This window comes from [Clostridium] innocuum (assembly GCA_012317185.1).
GTDB lineage: Bacteria > Bacillota_I > Bacilli_A > Erysipelotrichales > Erysipelotrichaceae > Clostridium_AQ > Clostridium_AQ innocuum.
In genome coordinates, this window is sequence record CP048838.1 from 1161837 (window position 1) to 1184565 (window position 22729).

Annotated in this window: 16 protein-coding genes, 1 tRNA gene and 1 pseudogene; 7 read left to right on the forward strand and 11 right to left on the reverse strand. The window is 44.3% G+C overall.

Annotated elements, in window-relative coordinates:
- Positions 1-189: 189 nt before the first annotated feature.
- From G4D54_05685 to G4D54_05710, 6 genes are all read right to left on the reverse strand, one after another.
- Entirely contained in the window at positions 190-1941 is a 1752-nt protein-coding gene (locus tag G4D54_05685) for a M3 family oligoendopeptidase (GenBank protein QJA01951.1), read from the reverse strand.
- 226 nt (positions 1942-2167) lie between these two features.
- Entirely contained in the window at positions 2168-2821 is a 654-nt protein-coding gene (locus tag G4D54_05690) for a TMEM165/GDT1 family protein (protein ID QJA01952.1), read from the reverse strand.
- 110 nt (positions 2822-2931) lie between these two features.
- Positions 2932-3954 (reverse strand): M42 family metallopeptidase, encoded by a 1023-nt coding sequence (locus tag G4D54_05695; GenBank protein QJA01953.1) that lies wholly within the window; start codon positions 3952-3954, stop codon positions 2932-2934.
- A 9-nt stretch (positions 3955-3963) separates the two neighbouring features.
- Complete coding sequence (gene pyrR, locus G4D54_05700; protein ID QJA01954.1) at positions 3964-4479, reverse strand: bifunctional pyr operon transcriptional regulator/uracil phosphoribosyltransferase PyrR; 516 nt, start codon at positions 4477-4479, stop codon at positions 3964-3966.
- 24 nt (positions 4480-4503) lie between these two features.
- Positions 4504-5997 (reverse strand): hypothetical protein, encoded by a 1494-nt coding sequence (locus tag G4D54_05705; protein ID QJA01955.1) that lies wholly within the window; start codon positions 5995-5997, stop codon positions 4504-4506.
- Positions 5998-6602: 605 nt separating this feature from the next.
- A complete protein-coding gene (locus G4D54_05710) occupies positions 6603-9836 on the reverse strand; it encodes a DEAD/DEAH box helicase family protein (protein ID QJA01956.1) in 3234 nt (1077 codons plus the stop codon).
- Positions 9837-10619: 783 nt separating this feature from the next.
- On the opposite strand from G4D54_05710, the gene G4D54_05715 reads away from it, so the two are divergent.
- From G4D54_05715 to G4D54_05735, 5 genes and pseudogenes are all read left to right on the forward strand, one after another.
- Positions 10620-12245, forward strand: coding sequence for an ABC-F family ATP-binding cassette domain-containing protein (locus G4D54_05715; GenBank protein ID QJA01957.1), 1626 nt, complete (start codon positions 10620-10622; stop codon positions 12243-12245).
- A gap of 69 nt (positions 12246-12314) precedes the next feature.
- Positions 12315-12628: pseudogene (locus G4D54_05720) on the forward strand (hypothetical protein).
- Positions 12629-12675: 47 nt separating this feature from the next.
- Entirely contained in the window at positions 12676-12984 is a 309-nt protein-coding gene (locus tag G4D54_05725; protein ID QJA01958.1) for a hypothetical protein, read from the forward strand.
- Between the two features lie 32 nt (positions 12985-13016).
- Positions 13017-13247 (forward strand): hypothetical protein, encoded by a 231-nt coding sequence (locus G4D54_05730; protein ID QJA01959.1) that lies wholly within the window; start codon positions 13017-13019, stop codon positions 13245-13247.
- A 190-nt stretch (positions 13248-13437) separates the two neighbouring features.
- Positions 13438-13911 (forward strand): low molecular weight phosphotyrosine protein phosphatase, encoded by a 474-nt coding sequence (locus G4D54_05735; protein ID QJA01960.1) that lies wholly within the window; start codon positions 13438-13440, stop codon positions 13909-13911.
- A gap of 411 nt (positions 13912-14322) precedes the next feature.
- Here G4D54_05735 and G4D54_05740 read toward each other — a convergent pair whose 3' ends face one another.
- The 5 genes from G4D54_05740 to G4D54_05760 form a co-directional block, all read right to left on the reverse strand.
- Positions 14323-15144, reverse strand: a complete 822-nt coding sequence (locus G4D54_05740; GenBank protein ID QJA01961.1) for a formamidopyrimidine-DNA glycosylase — start codon at positions 15142-15144, stop codon at positions 14323-14325.
- A gap of 114 nt (positions 15145-15258) precedes the next feature.
- A tRNA-Trp gene (locus G4D54_05745) sits at positions 15259-15332 on the reverse strand.
- Between the two features lie 632 nt (positions 15333-15964).
- Positions 15965-16831 (reverse strand): class I SAM-dependent methyltransferase, encoded by an 867-nt coding sequence (locus G4D54_05750; protein QJA01962.1) that lies wholly within the window; start codon positions 16829-16831, stop codon positions 15965-15967.
- 541 nt (positions 16832-17372) lie between these two features.
- Positions 17373-18140: a class I SAM-dependent methyltransferase gene (locus tag G4D54_05755; protein QJA01963.1), complete on the reverse strand. Its 768-nt coding sequence runs from the start codon at positions 18138-18140 to the stop codon at positions 17373-17375.
- Between the two features lie 200 nt (positions 18141-18340).
- Positions 18341-19582 carry a transcriptional regulator gene (locus G4D54_05760; GenBank protein QJA01964.1) on the reverse strand — a complete coding sequence of 414 codons (1242 nt, stop codon included), beginning with the start codon at positions 19580-19582 and terminating at the stop codon, positions 18341-18343.
- A 545-nt stretch (positions 19583-20127) separates the two neighbouring features.
- On the opposite strand from G4D54_05760, the gene G4D54_05765 reads away from it, so the two are divergent.
- Together G4D54_05765 and G4D54_05770 are read left to right on the forward strand one after the other, a co-directional pair.
- Positions 20128-21183, forward strand: coding sequence for a flippase-like domain-containing protein (locus G4D54_05765; GenBank protein QJA01965.1), 1056 nt, complete (start codon positions 20128-20130; stop codon positions 21181-21183).
- A gap of 205 nt (positions 21184-21388) precedes the next feature.
- Entirely contained in the window at positions 21389-22669 is a 1281-nt protein-coding gene (locus G4D54_05770; GenBank protein QJA01966.1) for an EAL domain-containing protein, read from the forward strand.
- Positions 22670-22729 lie beyond the last annotated feature (60 nt).

Sequence of the window (22729 nt, forward strand, 5' to 3'; positions counted from 1 at the left end):
CTTTTTCTTTAAAAAAACCATGTTTCTCCCAGAACATGGTTTTTTTATGCCAAGCGTAAAAAGAAAAGCAATATCCGAATGGGATGTATTCCACAAGCGAATATTGCATATTCATTCATTGTTCAACCGACTTCAAAATTCATGTATGCACAATGCTGTTTTCATAAACAGATATTGCGGTATCTCTTTTTATTTGGTCAGCTCCAGGAATTCATCAATACGCTGTGCGCATGTATCCAGACAGCTTGTCCAGAATGCTTCATCACACAGGTCGATATCAGCCATCGCTGCAACATCCTCAACACTGGATACCGTTGTTGCTTTTAGAAGCTCACGGTATTTTGGTACGAAAGCTTCTTTCTCTTCCTGATACTTCACAATCAGTCCCCGTGCAAACAGAGCTCCGAATGCATATGGGAAATTGTAGAAGCTCAAACCGCTGGAATAGTAATGGGACTTGCAAATCCACATATACGGATGCAGATAGTCGGGATCCAGACCGTCCCCATATGCCTGCTTCTGTGTTTCGATCATGATGGCTTCCAGCTCGTCCGCAAACATAAAGCTGTCTTTGCGCTTTTCAAATACTGTCTTTTCAAACAGGAAGCGGGAATAGATATCACAGATAACCTGTGTCAGATCCTGCAGCTGATTTTCAATCAATGTGATTTTTTCCTGACCCTTCGCCTCCTCGATTGCGGCATTCATAATGATGTTTTCATTGAATGTTGAAGCAGTTTCCGCAACCGGCATGGAATAATCGGTATTCAGGGGACGGTGATTCTCAATCATCATACCGTGATAGGCATGTCCCAGCTCATGGGCAAGCGTAACGATATCACCTAGCGCACCGTCATAGTTCGTCAGAACACGGCTCTGTTTTACGCCGCTTAAATTAGCACAGAAGGCACCGCCGACCTTTCCCTTGCGCGGGAAGAAATCAATCCAGCTTTCGTCAAAGGCACGCTCCATCATATCTGCCATATCCTCTGCGAAAGGACGGAAGTGCTTCAGCAGGTATTCCTTTGCCTCCTCTACACGATAGGTTTTTGTTTCCTCACCGAGTGGCGCAAACAGCTCATACCAGGGAAGACCGTTCTTATATCCGAGAAGCTCTGCCTTGCGTCTGAGATAGGCATGAAATTTCGGCATATAGGATTGCATGGTATGCAGCAGGGCATCCAGCGTTTCCTGCTTCATGTGCGCATTGTGCAGTGTCATGGCAAGTGGAGAAGCAAAGCCGCGCAGCTCACATTCTGTCAAAACCTGTGCCTTGATGCTGTTTAAGGAAAAGGCAACGGCATCACGTATTTTATCATAGGCCTTCAATTCTGCCTCATAGGCACTCTTGCGCACCTTTGCATCACTGTCATAGGCCATATTGCGAATCTGAGAAAGGGTGGAGACTTCGCCCTTATACTCTACCTCTACAATACTCGTCAGATATTCCTGCAGATTGGCCCAGGCTTCACCGCCGCTGATATTCATTTTGGATAATACATCCTCTACATCATCACTGAGCAGATAGGTACTGTCCTCTTTTATTGTATGCAGCAGGTAGCTGTATTCCTTCAGCAGTGCATCCTGTTCAATACACGCATCCAGATCCTCAATTTCTGCCACGTAGCGGTTGAACTTTGCATTTGCTTTCGTGATGCCGCTGAATTTCTGTGAAAACTGATTCATCAGCGAAACCGTTTTTCCATCCGATGTATTCGTGGACTGCTTCAGAGAAATAAAGTGCCCGACGCGATCGGCTAGTGTGTGGAATTCCTCCAGCAGGGACAGCATATCGTGTAAAGCTTTCACCTCGTTATCATGACACAGCTGCTCAGCAGCCTGTGTACAGCGTTGAATAACGGTATCCATTTTTTTGAAGTCATTAACAAAGGCTTCATCATAATATCCCTTGTATAAAACATCTAAAGACCATTCATTCATAAGTATCTACCTTCTTTCATCCTTTAGACAATACCCATATTATATCCCATCTATACAGGAAATGCACAGTTTTACAAAGCTTATTTCAGGAAATTGTGCAGTTGAGAGGATGACATGTAAAAAGACTCCACTTTTCATGGGGTCTCTTATGCAATTCAAACAGGAATACTCTGTTGTGCTGATTGCGATTTTTTTGGTATTTGTAACAGGTTGCAGGAAGGTGTTTTTATCCGCGTGTTCCAACGTGACGACGTGAAAAGGTGTAAATTGCGTAGGCACATACCATAAGCACCGTGCTGTATCCGATGAATATCAGATTGTTGCCAGGAACGGCTTCAAACAGGGTCAGAGAGCCGAAGAGGAAAAAGATGAAGGAGCTTCCCACCTTGACCGTATCTTCACGAAGGTGAGAGAAGATCAGCTTGCCTGCAAAGATACCGAGTATATTCGCCATAATCAGCCCCAGAGAAGCACCGAGGAAAATCGGAAAATGCTCACGCATGTGATCGGCGGCCAGCGCAACGGTGGCAAGCTGCGTTTTATCACCAAGCTCTGCGATAACAAAGGTAAATGCAATGGATACTACGGGGATTTTCAATGCAACATGATGCCCTGCTTCTTCCTCGGTGCTGCAGCGAAGATTCATCAGTCCAAAAAACAGAAACATGGCACTTGCCGCCAGCTTGATCAGACGCATGGGAATCAGATCACCGATCAGATCACCGGCCAGTACGGAGACACCGCTGATGGCAAAGACACCGAGTATCATGCCGGCAATTACGGTTTTTACGGAGTAGCGGTTTGTCAGCGCCATAATCATCAGCTGTGTTTTATCGGCCATCTCTGCCAGAAAAACAAATAGAAATGTATGAAACAGCATAGGTTCACCTCTTTCAACTATATGCGTGGGAAGCAGGCGGTATGCAGGGAATATAAAAAAGATTTTCTTCAGAGCATGGTTGCATATTCTGAAGAAAATCAAGGGGAAAGCTAGGAAATATATGCGAGAATCAGCTTCATGGTGTTTTCCACACCATCATAATGCGTTCGTTCCATTCCATGGGATGCATGTACGCCCGGACCGATCAGTGCACCGCGGATATCACAGCCTCCGCGCAGTGCTGCGCTGACGTCGCTGCCATACATCGGATAAATATCAACGGCATAGCACAGCTTCTTTTCCTTAGCCAGCTCAATCAGCCGGCTGGTCATTTCATAATCATACGGTCCGCTGGAATCCTTGGCACAGATGGAAACATCCTGTTCACTGCAGGCCAGATCAAGACCGATACAGCCCATATCCACGGCTATCAGCTCATTAATGCATTCCGGTATGTGTGACATGCCATGACCGACCTCCTCATATGTGCTCATCATGAAAATAAGATCGTATGCAGGGGTGATGCTGTGTTCCTTCATATGCTGAAGGACGCCCATCAGGGCACTGGCACTGATTTTGTCATCCAGAAAGCGGGATTTGATAAAGCCGCTTTCCGTAATCTGAACCTTTGGATCGATTGCCACAAAATCACCGTTGCAGATGCCGAGTGCTTCCACATCCGCTTTTGTTTTCACAACCTCGTCAATGCGGATTTCCATCTCATCGACCTCACGTTTTCTGGTCGAAGCGTCTTTATATACATGTGATGCGGGAGAACAGGAAAGTACGGTACCGGTATATACCCTGCCATCTCTTGTATGAATGCGGCAGTATTCCCCATCCAGTGTGGGAATGATCGGGCCGCCGATGTTGGTGACTGCCAGCATACCGTTGCTTTTGATGGAGCGTACCATCAGCCCAAGTGTGTCGCAGTGCGCACAGAAGCCGATTGTTTTTTCACTGCTGGAGCCCTTTACATAAATCAGAAGGTTTCCCTTATTGTTGCGTTTTGTCTGATATCCCAAGGCTGCTGCCTCGTCGGCTACAAGGTCAATTGCCTTTTTTGTATAACCGGTTGGGGAGTCCGTCCCCAAAAGTCTTGAAGCAAAATCCAATACGTATGTCTTATCCATTTGTCTACCTCACTTACTTATAGAAACGCCGTCGTTTCCGTCAATTTCGCTGACTCTGACCCGAATGACCTCACGCAGGGAGCTGGGAATATTCTTTCCTATATAGTCAGCGCGAATGGGAAGCTCCCGATGCCCGCGGTCCACCAGCACAGCAAGCTGAATTTCCCTGGCTCTACCATAGTGCATGATCGCATCCATCGCAGCCCGTACGGTTCTTCCCTTGAAGAGTACATCATCCACAAGGATGACCTTTTTATCCTTTACCGGCAGGGATTCCATCGGCATGGGATAGGGCTTTTCCCGATCATCTCTCCAATGCGATACATCCAGGGCAAAGCAGGGAACACTGACATCCTCCACGTTGCATATAATGTCTGCCAGTCGTCTGGCAAGAATTTCTCCTCTTGTCTTGATACCGATTAAGACGATATCCTCTACGCCGCGGTTATGCTCGATGATTTCATGCGATATGCGGATGAGAGAACGTTTCATCTGGAGCGCGTCTATGATTTCCTTTGTTTCCATGTACTACCTCCTGACGTACAGCTACTATAAGTATAGCGGTTCGTCTTCGTTTTCGCAATCATTTCCAAGGATTTCACGTAAAATCGAGGCTGTATATTCCTCATACAGCTGCGTATTGTTTTCCGCCCTTCTCGTGTACAGAACATAGACCGGAATATCCTGCAGATAGAGGATGGTAAAGAAATCCCGCAGGAGGGCGTCACAGACAGGCTTGTTTTGAGCACAGCCAAGCGGATTGATGAAATAGGAGGAAATCAGCTGTCCGTTTCTGCGGCAGGGTCCCTTGCGGAACAGGTCCAGACATTCATCCAGTGTTTCCAGTCGCCGATAGCCGTATTCATCGCTGACATTATCCAGATAAAACAAATGTGTAACCTTGTGAAACTGCAGGGTATTTGCATGCTGAATAAGCGGCAGAATCTGATACAGCTCCTGATTTTCCTGTATCAGAAACAGGCTGTCGGAAAAAGTGGAGAATACCGAGGTGATACGGGAATGTGTGATGTTTTTCAGCGCACTGATTTCTCCGCCGGTGCTGACAATTTCCTCATCCAGATAATGCAGGGTTCCATGATCATCATAAACGGGGGCTGCCGATAGCCCCTTCTGTTCACAGACTCGAAGGCAGGCATCAAGCAGCTCACTTTTGCCGGTTCCGCTTTCTCCGGCAAAGACCAGTCCTTTCTTTGTATCACCTGCCTGCATCTGAAGCATGGAAGCATGAATGGGCAGATCGTGCTTCTCCATGCAGATTGCATTGTAAAGGGTCTGCAGCATATCCTTGAGATAGCGTATATGATGCATACGCGGGGTTCCGCTGACCAGTCCAATGGTGATCTGATTCGTTTCATCGTAATAGTAGCAGGCCTGATCCTTTGCGGAGGCTAAGGCAAAAATGAGAATGAAGTCCTGTTGCAGGGACAAGGCAGTGAGCGGATACAGGGCGGCGAGACAGACGCCCAGCTGTACGCATTCTCTGGACAGATAAACAATGCCCTTTTTATCCGCAATCGCAATACTCATTGCAAAAAAAGCATTTGCATCCATACTGATATCGCGGTAGATGAAGGTGGAGGAGCGCTCAATAGAAATATTGGTGGCATCCGGCTGCTGAAAGAGTGGTACATGATGCAGCTGTACCTGTGAAATAAAGGGAATCTGCTCCAGAGGAAGGTGCGCATAGGGATGGGATACCTCACATACACGCAGCTGCAGGGTAGCATCAAATCCAAAGGGCTGCATATGCAGCAGGCTGCTGTCCTTTTGCTTCAGGACGGCCATGTTCTGAAACAGGGTGTCCAGAGAAGGGTTTCGTGCTGCTTCACTGCTGCACAGACGAAATTTTGAAAGTGTCGCGGCATAGGTCAGAAATTCCAGCAGATACGGACTGGGGTGCGGCTGTGCGGTAAGCAGGGCGAGTACTCTTGCTTCCTCAATATCATAAGGATAGGCGTCTATCAGACGGCGCAGGTATTGCTCACCGTCACAATCCTGTGGAAATAAAAGTTCTTTTTTCATATGGGATCACCTGTTTGTAAGCTATGCGGCGGCTGCCGAAAAAAGTACAAATTTGCACAACAGTCAGCAGAGTGGCTCTATTCTACATCATATCGTTTTCTACAGCTTCAGATAGAAAATGCGGAGGTATGCAATCCACTGATGATTTTAAGGGGAAAAGCGGCTACAGAATGCATGTCTTCGCTGTATACGGTTATGGAGCATTTAAAAATCAGAAGGCATCGTTCGTTTTTCTTTGCTAATATGGGAATGAGATGCAAGAAACCGCTCATTTTTATAAGCAGCGAAAGAAATAACTTGTAATCGGTTGCTTAACGGAGAAAAGATATGCTGCCAGCATGCTTCCCTATGTCTTTCTCTTCCGCAAATGAGTAAGGCAGCCATTGCGCTGTGAAAAGCGTTCAGAGGTCTATAGTAAGGTTGGATATAGAAAAAGACGCAGTACATGGGAGTATCCAAATGTATATGCGTCTTTGTTATGATAGCTTCAGCTGTGCATTATGCCATGCTGTTATAAAGGACAGCCTTATAAAAATAGCAATGAAATTCAGCTTGTGTAAGTATCTCTATTTTTGTACATGACCTTGTCAGACAGAGGCAGGGCGTTAGAACAAATTCATCAGCTCTTCCTTGCTCATACTGGTGATGATTCCCTCGTTATTGTGAATAATGGAGTCGCTGAGGTCCTGCTTCAGACTCTGCAGCTGCATGATTTTCTCCTCGATGGTATCCTTTGCTATCAGCTTGACAACCTGTACATTGTTATGCTGACCGATGCGGTAGGCGCGATCCGTTGCCTGATTCTGTGCAGAAACGTTCCACCATGGATCAAAATGGATAACGACTTCCGCACTTGTCAGATTTAAGCCGGTACCGCCTGCCTTCAGGGATATCAGGAAGATGGGGGTATCATCACTGTTAAAGCTGTTTACCAGCTGCTGCCGCTGCAGCTTCGGTGTGCTTCCCTTCAACAAATAGTAAGGGATATCCTGGCGTACCAGCTCCTTTTCCAGCAGCGAAAGAAGCGAGGTGAACTGTGAGAATAGGAGAACCTTTTTTCCGGATTCCCGGCAGCTTTCAATAAACTCCATACAGGCACTGATTTTGGCACCAATACCGTTATAATTTTCATACAGCAGGCGCGGATCACAGCACAGCTGACGCAGTCTGGTCAGCATACTGAGAATCATGATTTTACTGTTTGCGAAGCCTTTTTCCTTAAAGCTTTTGTTAAGGTCATCCCGTATGAGGGATACATTGGCCATATATAATTTTCTTGTTTCTTCATCCAGCTCAATCAGCATGGTGTTTTCCACCTTTTCCGGCAGTTCCTTGAGGACATCCTTCTTCACACGCCGCAGGATAAATGGTTCAACCATACGTTTCAGCTCCTTCAGCATTCCCATATCGTTTTCCTTGACAATGGGCTGCTCATACTGCTTTTTGAAATAGGAATAGGTATACAGATAGCCGGGCATTAGGAAATCAAAGATGCTCCACAGCTCTGCCAGTGAATTTTCAATCGGTGTTCCGGTCAGGGCGAACCGATGGCGGGCCTGTATCTGCTTTACGCTGATGGCATTCTTGGTGTTGTGGTTTTTGATATACTGCGCTTCATCGATAATCTGATACTGGAAGGTGAAGTCCTCGTAGGCTTCAATATCCCGTTTTAAATAGTCATAGGAGGTGATAACGACATCATAGTCCTTACAGCTGCGGATTTGTACCTTTCGCTCATCACTGGAGCCGCTGATAATGATGCTCGTCAGCGTCTTGGAAAATTTCTCAATTTCACTTTGCCAGTTGAGTATCAGTGAAGACGGGCAAACGACCAGTGACAAAGAATCTTTGCGCTGCAGCCGTTCATCCTCCAGCAGCGTGATGACCTGCAGGGTTTTACCGATACCCATATCATCTGCCAGTATACCGCTAAAGCCATAGGCAGCCATGGTTTTCATCCAGCGAAAGCCGGTTTTCTGATAATTACGCAGTGTTGACTTCAGCGCTGGAGGGACTGCAAAGTCACTGTCCTTGACATTGCGGATGCCGCGAATGATATCCTTGAAGGAGGAATCCCGGTCGACCTTGATCATATCGCTATCCTTCAGACTGTTGTCAATATACAGAGAACGATATTTGGGAACCTTGATCACACCGCTGCTGATTTCCTTTTCACTCACGTGCATACCATCCAGAATTGCACTGAGCTCCTGCAGTGCACTATCCTCGATATTGACAAAGGAGCCGTTTTTCATACGGTAATACTTCTTATTCATACGATAAGAGGCAAGGACCTCCTGCAGCTCATTAACAGGGAAATCGTAGGTATCAAAATTAATTTCCAGCAAATCACTTTCAATGCGGACACCCATGGAGATATTGACACTCTCCTTGATCTGCAGCTTTTTAAATTTATCTGTAGCAAATATCTCACAGGTATTGCCAAGCTCCTTCAGCCCCTGATTCAGAAATTCATACATGGCATCCTGCGAATGCTCGATATAGGCAATGCCGTCCACTGCATCGATTCGGGTCATGTAACGGGTAAAGACAAGCCGTGTCGAAATTTCATCATTGAAATTTCTGGAGGTGGACAGGGCACTTGTGCTGAAAGCGTTGTATTCCTCATTTCCATAGCAGTACATCAGGCGTGCGGAAATCACATTGTGCTTGGGCATATCGATATACAGACGGCATTCCAGAGGAAGCGGTGCAAAGGCAGAGATATCCACACCTCTCAGCGGAATATACCGGCGTGTATTCATAATGACATTATTATAGAAGGTGGGCATGAGTTCACTGCTTAACAGCAGCGGTTTTTTCTTTTCCAGATATGTCTGCAGCAGGCGGCTGCAGGCTTTGGAATAAGCGGTATCACAGCGGTACAAAATATGATCCATTAACAAATATACATGGCTGCGGCCTTCAAATATGCGATAGCTCAAAGAGCTCAAGGCGATTTCATAGGAGTCATCCTCCTGTTTTTTAACTTCCATGGTAAGCTTTGGATTTTCATCCAGAAAGCGCATGTTGATCAGCATTTTTTCCTTCATGCGATGCATAATATCCTCACCGGCGTACAGCTGGAAAAATTCATCAAGCGCATCCGGTGTCATACACAGGTTACGCGCCTGTGGACAGCGCTCCAGTGCATGGCGGTTCTGGAAATAGAGGACATCATGCTCATGGCGCAGCATAAAGTCAAGCAGCTTCTGACTATCTTCATCAAAGCTTAAGCGGTTATGCAGAAACTCCAGCTCCTTGCCATAGCTTTTTTTCACATTGTTGCGGATATCGTCAAGAAACTGTGCAATATCCTTTACGATATAGCGCTTTGCATTCCCCACCTTCAGTGTCAGTGCCAGGATAGTTCGCTGACGAATCTCCAAAACAGGCTCGATATGTACCGCCTGCTTCAGATTCATAGCCAGCGAGGAATAGATGATTTGTTCCTCATAGGCATTCATAAGGGAAATGGCGTAGCTGTCATGCTGCTGAACTGCGGTATGTGCATCCGTCTCCTTCTGCTTCTTTTCATGCTCCTCATTCAGCTTTATTAAAACAGCTGTACAGTGCTCACAGGACAATGTATCTTTCCCATGCTGCGGACAGCTGCATAAATGTGCGCGCACCGTTACATCATCCTTGTCGATGGACATGTTGACTTCCCGGTAGTCCTTTCCATCCTTAATGGTAGCGTTGATCATGATGATTTCCCTGGAAGAAAAATCATCGATATCCAGAGATACGATTCTCTGCTCATCCACCAGTCTTTTCGCTTTTTCATATTGTTCATCACTTCCGGCAAAATCCCGGATTTGTGCATTGGTAAACTCCATACATACACCCCTGCTTTCATCTTATTATTGTACCATCTTTTTCACGTAATTTGTCCCTGTATATGAAATGTTTTTCCATAAAGAGAAGATATGTATACCGTTCAGTGTTTGTAAAAATACACCTGCTGCTCGCATTCATCAGTGTCTGTGAAAAAAATGTTGTAAGGCAACAGTTGCTGAAGGTACCGGATATACATAAAGGATCAAATGACTAAGACGAGATTACACAAAGATAAGTCAAAGCTGCTGTTTACAGTATGAAGCATGTATATACTGTGTGAGGATAGCATGTTAATAAGCTTTTCGTTATGTTTCATAAGTATGAATGATATATTCCTCTATATTTCTTGTAGATAGTACTATTCTGATACTATAATGTTAGGCTTTTACCTTCAGTATACCAACTATGAAAAATTGATATTATAGACGATTCAAGAAAATGAAAGTCGGATATGCTTTGCATAAAAAGAAGCACTGAAAAGGAGTCTCTAAAAAATCACTTGACGTATCAGTGTCCTAACGTATAATATTAAGTAAAGGATTTAGAAAGACAGAGGAACAGCTGCGATGAGAATTTGATAATCTAATTTACAAAAACGTGAAAACTAGCAGACATACCATAGCGTATGTACTGTTTTGCGGACTGTGGGTTAAATTATCATTGTGTTTTTTTATCAATCTGTTCTTTTCTTATACTTCAATGCATGTAGAATGCAGGTAAGATAGATATTGAGCATAGATTTTTTATATATGATAATCCACCCGCTCATAGGGAGGGATTCTATGCTGCTGGAATTACAGCATGTAATAAAAAGGTTTCATGATAAAGAACTGCTTCATATACCGGTATGGCAGATTCATCAGGGTCAGCGGATTGGACTGATTGGCGCAAACGGATGCGGAAAAACCACACTTTTGCGGATTTTACAGGGAGTGTGTGTGGTTGAAGAAGGTGTTGTACGTAGATTTTGTACGCTTTCCTATTTTGAACAGCTGTCACAACAGGTTTCTTATGGGGATGGAAGACTACTGAGGGAATTATCTGTTTCTCATCTGCAATTGAAGAAACAGGTAAGCGGTGGGGAACAGCAGAGGCTGCGGTTGTCAAAAGCACTGAGCACCCCCTGTCATCTGTATCTTCTGGACGAGCCGACAAGCAATCTGGATCAGCAGGGAATTGCCTTTGTGAAAAAAGCCCTGCAGAATATGGATTCCTTTGTACTGGTTACGCATGAGCGTTCCCTGTTACAGGAGGTATGCAACCAGATCATTGAAATTAAGGATGGCAGGCTGCACATATATGAAGGTAATTATGAAAGCTATCTTTATCAGAAAGAGGAACATAGAAAATATCTGCAGCACCGCTACGATACAATCGAGAAGCAGCGTCACCAGCTGCAAAAGGCGTATGAGCAAAAAATAAAGCAGGCACAAAAGGCGAAGCGGAAGCCGCGAAATGTTTCAAACAGTGAACGTAAAATGCGGGGAAAGGTCGCGCTTCGAAAGTCCAAGGACGGTATCAGTAAGGCGATGTATCGGCAGGCGGATGCGATTGCAAGCCGTATGGAGCATTTGGAAAAGGTTGAGGTGTTAAAAGAGGAAGAAGCAATTGTGATGGATGTACAGGCGCTGGATCTGCCAAAAGGAAAATGGCTGTTGAAAGCAGAAGGACTAAGTGTTTCCTATGGAAGGCACAATGTGCTAAAGAATGTGCATTTCTTTATGAAAAATCACAGTAGAGTAGCTCTTGTTGGAGAAAACGGCTGTGGCAAAACAACGCTGCTGCAAGCGATTGTACAAGGAAATCCTGCGATATGGAAGGCACCAAAGGTGAAGATTGGCAGATTGTTTCAGCAGTTTGAGAATTTGAAGGATGAGCAAAGTGTATATGAGAATGCCATGGCGGATAGTGTGCAGGGGGAGCATGTCGTGCGCACAATTCTGGATCGGTTGTTATTTCAACAACAGGATTTGAAAAAGCCGGTAGCTGTGTTAAGCGGTGGAGAGCGGATGCGGCTTGGCTTTGCGAAGCTGATGGTAGGTTCCAGCAATCTGCTGCTTCTGGATGAGCCGACAAATTATCTCGATCTTCCTTCCATTCGCTGTATCACAAAGCTGCTGCAAAATTATGAGGGAAGTGTATTGTTTGTATCTCATGATGCGGCATTTATCAAAGAGGTCGCAACTGAGGTATGGGAGCTTCGCGAGCATGCGCTGTCCATGCCGCAGGACTGTGTGAAGTCATGCAGTAAAAAGCAGGGACAAATCGATCCGGATATAGCGACAAAGCGAATGATTCTGGATATGCGCAGAAGTGAGGTGGCACATCGACTCATACAGGCATCAGGTGATCGGGAAGTACTGGAGAAGGAATATGCTGAAATTATGGAAAAACTGAAAAATCTATAGAAAGGGATTTGTCAATCTGTGCTTTTCATGATACCATGGACGGTAGCAGGTAGTCCGGATAGGAAAGAGATGCATGATTCGCGGATTCATGAAACTTCACAGGAGCATCAGGGCGATGAAATTCTTTCCAGGTCACTGCAAATCGTTGCCGCAGGGGGATTTGTGAACAGGTATATACGACCAAATATCAAACAGATATTACTGATTCGACGGACTGACACGCTATCTTATATGAAGATAGCATTGCAGATGTCTTCTATGGAAGCTTCAATTCATTTTTTGATGCAGAGACGTCGCAACGATACAGCAGCTGTGGATATGTCGATATTCTGCACAAGGTTGGCAAAGAATATGAGGCGATGATGAAATGGAAGGCATTATAAGTGAGCGTAGCATTCGATTACGTAAATGTTAACAAGGAGAAGCATACATGGACATACATAATCATAATCTGAATATACATTATTCCATACCGGAAAACTTATGGAATGAGCTGGTAGAAATGTTTGCACAGCTGCCGCATTATCGGGGCTTTAGTGATGGCTGTCCGCAATGGTATGGATGTGACGGAAAGCTGATTGAGGCTTCTTTGGAGACCAGTGGTCTGCAGTTTTACGCAGAGCTTCCACAGGAGGAATGGGATGCGTGGTTTGCGCAGTTTCAGCGCAGAGCAGAGGAAATCCTGGGATATCCCATAGGAGAACCGGAAGACGGATATGAATTTCGGATTTATGACTGAATAGAAAGATGAAATGATAAAGAACCGCTCAGATGGCAGTGGACGATGATTTTCTTCGCAAAAATCCATTGGCATTTGAACTGGCATCTGCCATTGTCAATGATTCTGTTACCAGAGAAGTGAATACCCGGAAACAGCAAATAGATCTATTTGACAAAATTCGAGATAGATCCGAAACCTTGCAGTATATTCTGGGTCACGCAGACATCAGTGTAGCCTTGAACACATACACCCATGTGAAGTTCGATATGCAGAGGAAGTAGTATATCGGATAGCGAAGGATTAAAAAAGCCCGTTGGTAAGGATGCTTGCTTTACCGATGGATTTACAAGGATTGCAGGAGAAGACATGAGAAAACACGAAAAGATATGAGAGGATACCTTGAAAAACGGAAAACCCTGAAATATCAAGCGTTTGGAAAGAAACATAAGACTTAGATGGAGATATGAGCACATGATAAAAATACTATTCGTTTGCCACGGCAATATCTGTCGATCCACAATGGCGGAATATGTTATGAAGGATTTGGTGAAAAAAGAAGGAATGCAGGACAGATTTTATATTTCATCCGCCGGCACAAGCCGCGAAGAAATCGGAAACGGAGTTCATTATGGAACACGCCGTAAGCTGCGTGAAGAAGGAATACCGATAGGAAATCACAGGGCTGTACAGATGTGTGAAGCAGATTATAAAAAATACGATTATTTGATTGGTATGGATAGCGCAAACATGAGAAACATGGAACGTATTGTTCATGGTGATCCAAAGCATAAGCTGTATCTGCTGCTTGACTTTACAAGCCGCCCGGGCGCAATTGCCGATCCATGGTATACTGGTAACTTTGATGCTACGTTTACCGATGTGATGGAAGGCTGCAGTGGTCTTCTGAAGTATTTGAAATCACAGTGGACAGATGAGAAGTACTGACAGTGATATACGCAAGAAAAAACACGCATGAAATTGTGAAGGGTTCTTTCTTACTTTAGGGTGTTTGCAAAAGGGAGACTTCAACTTCTATTGATAACTGCAATCGTATGGAAGTCTCCCTATGTTAAGTTTACCCACAATCGAGAAAGAACCTTGTGAAGAGCATGCGTGTTTTATGCTATACAAAGAATCTGAAGGGCGAAAAGAGCAGATACTGCACATATAGGAAGCTTGCCAGTTCACTTCTGTTATAAAAGCTTTACATTTTGTTTAGATTGCCTTTTCGTACCTATGATATAGTTCTTACAGCCACATACTACCTGTATACTGTGGCATATTCATTTAATTCCATAATTCTGGATATGGAATCCACAAAGAAACCGCCGGTGTCCGTTACATCCGGCGGCTTTCTTATTTCTGGCAGTGTGGACAGTAATAAATACTTCCCCCCAGATATTGCTCTTTCTGAATTCTGCCTCCGCATTTCGGGCAGCCATCCTTATAATGCCCTGCTGACATGACACAGTGATACCCGCCCTTTTCACCATAAATGTTCTTCTCACTATCCCTGCCGCCTTCCTGTACCATCTGCTGCAGCGTCTGCTTCATTGAGAAAAACAATGTGTTTACTTCATCCTTTGTCAGTGTATTCATTTTCCGTTTCGGATGCAGTCCCGCATAAAACAGGATATCCTGACAGACACCGTTTCCGATTCCTATAAACCTCTGCTTTGTCGCCAGAAAGGCTTTCACACTCAGCTTTTCTGTTTCATGATGCAGCTTGCTTAAAAAATTTTCGTACGTGAAGCACTCGTCCAGCAAAGAACAGCTTTTCAGCTCTGCCTCATAATAGGCATCCTGTGCACCCTCAGTCTTTGGAAAAACATGTATTGCCGCATACATGGAGGTTGTAACGTGCAGACAGCTTCCATCTGTAAACATAAGCAGCAGCTTGCTTTTCTTGAATTGCTGTGGTTTTGCAAACCATCGGATATTTGCTCCATCACGAAAGGTCAGCACCTCATCCTCAATCTCCAGTTCCACGTAGAAGCTGCGCTCTACTACAGCGGTTACGGCTTTGTTTTTCAGTCGATCGTGATAGGTATCCGGATTACCATAATAAAACGTGAATTTGTGATCTGTGAAATTTCCGGACACACTTTGAATAGTTTTTCCAAGAACCTCTTTACGTAAATCTGCTGCTATTGTTCTTGCTTCAGGAAGCTCAATCATATACATCACCTGTATAGATTGTATCAGAAAAAGGTACAGCTGCCTATGATCCTCCTGTATTTCCCAAAGATGATGAAAAAAAAGATGCTCGAATGAGCATCTGAAGATGTAAACTGGCAGGGGTAGAGAGGATCGAACTCCCATCAGCGGTTTTGGAGACCGTTATACTACCATTGTACTATACCCCTAGGCTTTAACGCTTTATTATATTATCACAGAAAAAGATTTATGGCAATAAGAAAATCGTAAAAATTACAGGAACCGCGGTACCTGATCCATCCATTTCTCAGGTTGCCGTCTCTGCAATATCATTGATCATGCACATCGCTTTTTGCATATTGCGACACAACTCCTGAAATCCTAAAAGGGTATGGCATACTGCTTATTCATAGCTACAGCACCTGGTAGCCAGCAAACCTTCATAGGGAAACACAACTGCGTATCAAAGCACTTCCCTTCATACCATGGGCATAGTGAATATATCGCTGCTGCACAGCTTACTTTCAATCTATGACAGCGAACAATCATATGAGTATCACAATATTACTGTGAGCAAATAAGTTTGCATATACAAAAAAAGGTGATACAATAACCATGCCATCAATCTTCTCTATAAACTCCCGATGGTGCTGCTCTTCACATCCAAAGAGCGGCTTTTTTTGTTCCTCAGCTGCTTATGCTAATAAAGCGATACTTATGAATACATGAATGCACAGTCCCAGGAAGTCTCTATTCAAAAAAAGGCTCCCATGAAAGAGAGCCTTGTGTCATTTCCTGCTAGCTATATCTGAATGGAGATTTCGTAAATTATCTGCCGCAATCAGCCATCACTGCCTATATCCGTTGCGTTAGTTCTGCTTTTACAGGCGGCGATACACATTGTCTGATCATAATCACCACATGGATTTCCGTTCATATCACGGAAGAATGCTATGTTTGTAAAGCCTGCCTCCTGCAGTGCTTCCTGCAGCTCTGCTTTCGTAAAGGTATGCTCCCATACATGAAACTGACGGATATCATCCTCTGTTATCGCGATATATCGGTTCAAAACAGTATTGTCTTCCTCATAGCGAAAAACATCATGCAGAGTCAGGCATCGCTCATCCGCCCAGAAGCCATCTTCTGTAATTTCCCATGTTTTAGATTCAGGGACTCCGTCGTAGCGGGAAGGAAGAAATACATCAAAAAGCAGGACGCCCTCCGGCTGTAACCAGCTGTAAACGGAAGCCAGCAGTTTTTTTCTGTCCACAGCAGACAATACACCAAAATCACAGTAAATCAGGGTGATGATGTGAAATCTGCTGTTCATGTGCAGCTGTGTATAATCAGCACACAGATAGTGTATGGAAAGCTGCTGCTGTCTGGCAGAATGCATTGCATAGGTAATCGAATGCTCGGAAAAATCCACACCGGTGACTGCATATCCCTTTTTGCAGAAGCGCTCCGTATAAACACCGGGTCCGCAGCCAAGGTCTAGTAGTGTCGGATATCTTTCCGCTGGAAACTGCCTGCTTATCCAGTTGATGGCTTTTTCCACGGTTTCGATCCTACGAGTTGCGGAGTCCTCGGTAGTATCCAGATGTGCTTTCAGCATACGTTTTACAGTATGCGGATCACTCCAGATATTGTCCTTGCTTGTTTCATACAATGCCGGTTTTTGCATTGCCATGGTAAATAGTTTTTTCATTTGTTCTGTCCTTTCTTTTCCTGATGGCAGCTTACGAAAAGCCTGTGGATATCCCACAGGCTGTTATAAACATTTCTGTGGAAGTAGCTGATACAATGACCACGATATAAACCCTGTCTGATACAGGCTGTTTTATATCTGTTTTCTGATCATTTTCTACTTTTCCACGTTTCGCTTCATTACGCCTTCAACAGCGTCAAGTGCGCCGGACAGAACCATCTCCTTTAAAAGCCGCCACGCTCTCATTATACAGAATATGGACGACAGATGCAATTGAATTTTCAAGAAGCTGTAAATCTGTTAGCATCTACCAATTTACATTACCGATGCAGTCGCATACATAGCATTGCTTTTGATAGTTCAAAATGAAGGTATGTTAAAACTACCGCTCGAAAAGTCGCTTTTGTGGCGGGAAAGTTCCTGTGAAAGCATGCACAGCATGCAGGGGTAGCTATATTAGCTTTTTCTATCAGGCAACCTGACGGGCACGGGTTGCACTGCCTGATGGCATCCATTCCTGTATAGATTCAAACAGAAAAGATTAACGGCTGTTTTTTTGTGCAATGAAAAGATTGTGATTGCTGTGTCCCAAAAAGGATGGTTTTTCACATGTTTTCAAATGGTATCGCATCCATACCTGAAATTCCTCTGAAGTAAAGCGATTGATACGCTCACTCATCAATTCCGCAAGACCGTCTGCCGCAACATGCTTCAGCTTTTCTAAGGGAAAGGGATGAAACAGCTCATCTATGCTTTGCTCGTCATGAAACACAAACGGGTCATTGTGAAGCTGCAGGGTTTTCGTATCAAATTCATCTCCCGTAAGGAATCCCTCCACATGCATGATTTCCGTTGCCATAACCATATCGTGTGGAATATAGGCAAACATCAGGATGCCCTTGTTTTTGCATACCCGGCAGGCTGCCTCGATAGCCTGTAGCTGCTCCTGTGTTCTCGAAAGGTGATACAGGGGACCGAAGCAGAGAACCATGTCAAACTTTGAATTCCAGTCCTCCGGCAGGTGTGCGGCATCACATTCCAGAATGGTGATATCCATATCCCTTGTTTTTCTGCTTTCCATAATCTGAACATGCTTTTTAACCGGTTCCACCGCAGTAAGGGAATACCCCTCCTTCGCTAAGGCGAGAGAATATGCACCACAGCCTGCACCGATTTCCAGAATCTGCGCCTGTGTATTTGCATATCGATGAATATAGTGCATGGTTGTCAGGTACTCAACCTGACTTGCATAACCGTGAAAGAGTCTTTTTTCCTCCTCAAAGTGTTCATACAATTCCTGTAATTCCATAATCACTACCTCCTCTTGTTTCCCAAAGTATACAGGAAACCGTACACCGATATGGAAAATCTGCAGATTGCTGAGAAAAGAGGTGTTAAGCTGATGAATTCCTTATCAGGTGCAGAAACACTTTATCAGAAAAGGGAACTTCAAGGCTGTTGCAATATCAATGTATTAAAATCTTCAAGTAAGCCGTGTAGGGAATTTGATTACAGCCGCAGCTGTTTCATATAAAGATGCAGATCCTTGTAATATCTGGTTTTGGGAATCAAAAGTTGAAGCTCATGAAGAAAAACGATTTGAAATTCCACAGCAAGCTCACTCATCAATGGCAGACATCGCTTCATAAGATATTTCTGGGAAGTCTGCGCATCCGCATGAGGCAGCAGTTCATAAAACCCCCACAGAGTCTGCAGACGTTCACTGCAGTCACGCATATCATAGGATTGCGCAAGAACCTTTTCAATTCCTTTCCCTTGAAGCCGCTGATTATGAATATACCAAAACATGAATGGCAGAAGCTGGCGGGTATGATTTTTCAGAAACAGGCAAAGATAATATTCCTCCTTCTCATACTCCTTCTGGTTATGATAAACACCCGAGAGATTGAAATAATAGGTGATTCTGCGCTCTGCCTTGATTGTATGCTCCTGCAGCAGCTTTTCACACATCCTGTGCAGGTCCTCAAAGGCAGGTACATGAATGCGGGCGCTGATCAGACAGAGCCAGTGATACAGATCAAACAATGCTGTCCAGTTTCCGCTGTGCTCCTCCTTCTTTCGAAATTTCTGCAGCTGCTTCCACGCAGGCAGGTCATTATGCTCCAGATTTGTCTGATGAAGCGCATAGGTAATACAGTTTTTCACAGAATCGGGATGAGAAAGCATAGGAAATATGGTTAGCAGATTGCGCAGCTGATTTCGATCATGGGGAAGGGTATATTGATAGTGATAAAGGATGGAGGCATACACAGATTCCAATTCTCTTGGCAATACGCTATGAAACTGCATCAGCCAGTCATATTCCTCTGACTTCAGCAATCTGTCCTTTTTCAAAGCATCCAGCAGGATGGAAAGACTTTTTAAAACCACGCTCTCCCAGCTGTATTGTCTATAGGGGGAAAGAAGCAGCAGCAGCTCCCGGATACAGCTACAGCATGCCTCTTCCTCATAAGCGTTCCAGCTTTCAAAGAGCTTCTGCAGAAAAGGCGTCAGCAGGGGATTGGGATTGCATGCATAATTATACTGCAGATCAAGCAGGGCAAACAGCTGATCATAGATATCCATATCCTGCAGCGCTTTTCCGTTTTCCAAGGCAATGTAGCTGCGAAGTGAAACAGCATGACCCAGCGTTTCGACAAGCTCCTTTTGGGTATAGCCGAGTGCTATTCTTTTTTGCCGAATCAGCCAGCCATAGCGTTTTCTGTGTTCTTTACATATATCCAGCAGCATATGATCATGTCCTTTCTTACAGGTGAAGACTCTCATACCAAATACACGTATAGAAAATCATGTCGATTCCTACAATGATTGGAGCTTGTCTATTTTGTCGTTCTAACAGTCTATCCCCGCTTTCTGCCAGTCTGCATAATGGAAGTAGGTACAACTCCCCATTATGGAGGATATGCAAACGCAGCTGCTTTCTGCCAGCCTGCAAATGGAATTAGAATGTTCACGTTGCATGTTTAAGCCTTTCCTCCATTATAGCATATGGATTGGGATTGCAATAAGCAAACCAGTGTTTCATATAGGAAAAACGCGGGGTGGATTACAGGGCATTCTGCATGATTTCCTTGATGCTTTCGTATATTTCAATAGAAGAAATTCGTATTCTGCTATAAAGAAGCAAGCTGCTGCATACCTTTTTAAGGTACAGGAAATATCAGAATAAAGGAAGCATGAGTAGAAAAAGATTTGAAGAATGATATGAAAATATTTAGAGAAAGTTAAGATTTAACTGCTATACTTACTCGAGAGCTTAGAAAGCGGGGTGTTTTATGCAGACTACCTGGAAAAAACGAATCCTACAGATTCTATTGCTTCTGTCACTGACAGCCTTTGCCTGCTGGTTTGCGTTAAAGGATGATTGTGCAGAGGTTTTATATAATATTTCTCATATATCCTGGTATTGGATTGTGCTTATTGCGGTACTGGGCACCGCTTATTATCTGCTTCAGGGAATCGTCTTATACAGGATAGCAAAACCCTATAAAACGGATATCCGCATATGGGACGGAATACACAATGCGTATATTGCAGCTTTTTTCAACGGTGTTACCCCGTTGGGCGGAGGACAGGTGGCTCAGACCTATGCATTTCGTAAGCTGGATATGCAGTACAGTGATATCGCCAGTGTACTTTGGAAGGATTTCTTCCTTTATCAGAGTACAGTCCTGTTTTATGTGAGCATACTGCTGCTTACACGGTTTCCCTATGCAATGGAACATTTTCAGATCTATTTTTTTCTGGTGCTGCTTGGCTTTGCCATCAATGCCTCTGTCATACTGATTTTATGGACGATGGCCAGATTTCCAAAGCTGTATGTGAAAATCAGCCGTGGAATTGTCAATGTCGGCTTTCGTTTTCATATTGTGAAGAATAAGGCGTATACACTGGAAAAATGGCAGGGACAGATTTTATACTTTAATGAGGAAATCAAAAAGCTGAAGGAGGACCGCCGCATGATTGTGGAGGCTGTTCTTCTGAATTTTCTGCGTATGACAATTTTCTATGCAATTCCTTATGTGGCGGCATTGGCGCTGCAGGTACCCTTGTCCCTTTCTGATTTGATCAATGTTTTGCTGATGTCTGCGTGTATCCATATGCTGAATGCCTTAACGCCTCTTCCCGGAGATACCGGATGGACAGAAAGCGCATTTATTCTGATATTTGCAGTTCTGTTTGGTAGAACAGAAGCGAGCAGTGTTATGATATTATGGCGTGTGGCAACGTATCACATCCAGCTCATTGCAGGAGGGATCATTTTCCTGTATGTGAAATCAGCAGACACCAAAAGACAGAGGCAGCTGCCAACAGCGAAGTCTCTTCCATAACGTTCCAACCACAGGTGAAATGCTGTTACGCCGCATGATGATAACAATCGTGTTCGCTTTCGGATATCCGCATCTGCAGCCTGCTTCCACGTTACCCTTGCTACAAACGGGCAATGGAAACAGCCGGCAGATGGAAACTTTCCTGTTATCTTATGAATAAAGTGTGGTAAAATAAAACAGATAAAGGAAAAAAGGGTCAAATATTATGAAGACTGACAACAATGGTACGGTGCTGTACAATCGTTCAGAGCTACAGGCTGTTTTTTCTCAGCTGCAGCCGCGCGAGGAATATTCTCTTCTGCATTTTAATGTTAAGAAATTTCGATATTTTCTTGGCCGATATGACCATGAAACAGGGGAGGAGCTGCTTCAACAGATTCTGAAGACTTTCACAAAGGGTTTGAAGAAAGGACAGTATCTGCTGTATACAGGCGGGGATGATTTCATATTCCTCATTCATGAGTGGCGAAAAAAGAAGATTATTGATGAGCTTATTCAAAGAGACTACAAGGGCTATGAGTTGAAGGATTCTCGGTTTTTCAACAAAGTGTTTTTTTCCATGGGGGTGTGTCGTCTGCGGGATTTCCCGGAGGCGGATTTTGAAACCTGCTGCTTATATGCATGGCTTGCCCGCATAACATCAAAAGAGCATGAAAAGAAAAGCTCGGATTTTAAGTTTTTTACCAGAAAACAGCTGCAGGAATTTCAAATGCGATCGCAGCTTGAGGTGAAGACAGTCGAGGCCTGCCGCAAGGAAACCTATGCGGTTTATATTCAGCCTAAGGTTGATGCCAAAACCCTGAAAATATGCGGAGGAGAAGCATTGCTGCGCTGGTTTGATGAAGATGGTACAATGATTCCTCTTTCATTGTTTCTGCTGGTGCTGAATGAAAACAGCTACATCCGTTATGTAGATCAAATGGTGTTTGAGCTGGTATGTAAAATGATACAGGAGAGCATACAAAAGGGGATGAAGATGGTTCCCATCAGCTTTAACCTTTCCAAGGCAAGCTTTGAGGATGAACCGTTCATGCAGGAATATATGGAAGTGTTTCAGCAGTTTGACATACCGAAGGAATACATCGAATTTGAATTGCTGGAAAGCATAAGCATGGATAATTCCGATAAGCTGATCAAGGTGGTGGATACGATACATAAGGCAGGATTTCGCTGTGCGCTGGATGATTTTGGCAGCGGCTATTCCTCCATGAGTGTCCTTGCCAGGGTTCCCATCGATATCATTAAGCTGGATCGCTCCCTTTTTCAGAATCCATACAGGGATATCGATAAATTTCTGATTGTGGATGGTCTGCTGGATATACTGCATCATTTTCCTGTACAGATCGTGGCAGAGGGAGTTGAGGATGAGACTGTGGCAGAGCATATGCGCCAGCATGGATGTGATATGATTCAGGGGTTCTATTATTATCGTCCGATGCCGATGGATGAATTTCAGCGTCTGATTGCAGAACAGGGAGAGTGTTAGCCTATTCATAGCAGACCCTTCCCGGTATGCACGCTGCAGGCTTGTGTAAGCTTTTCGGAT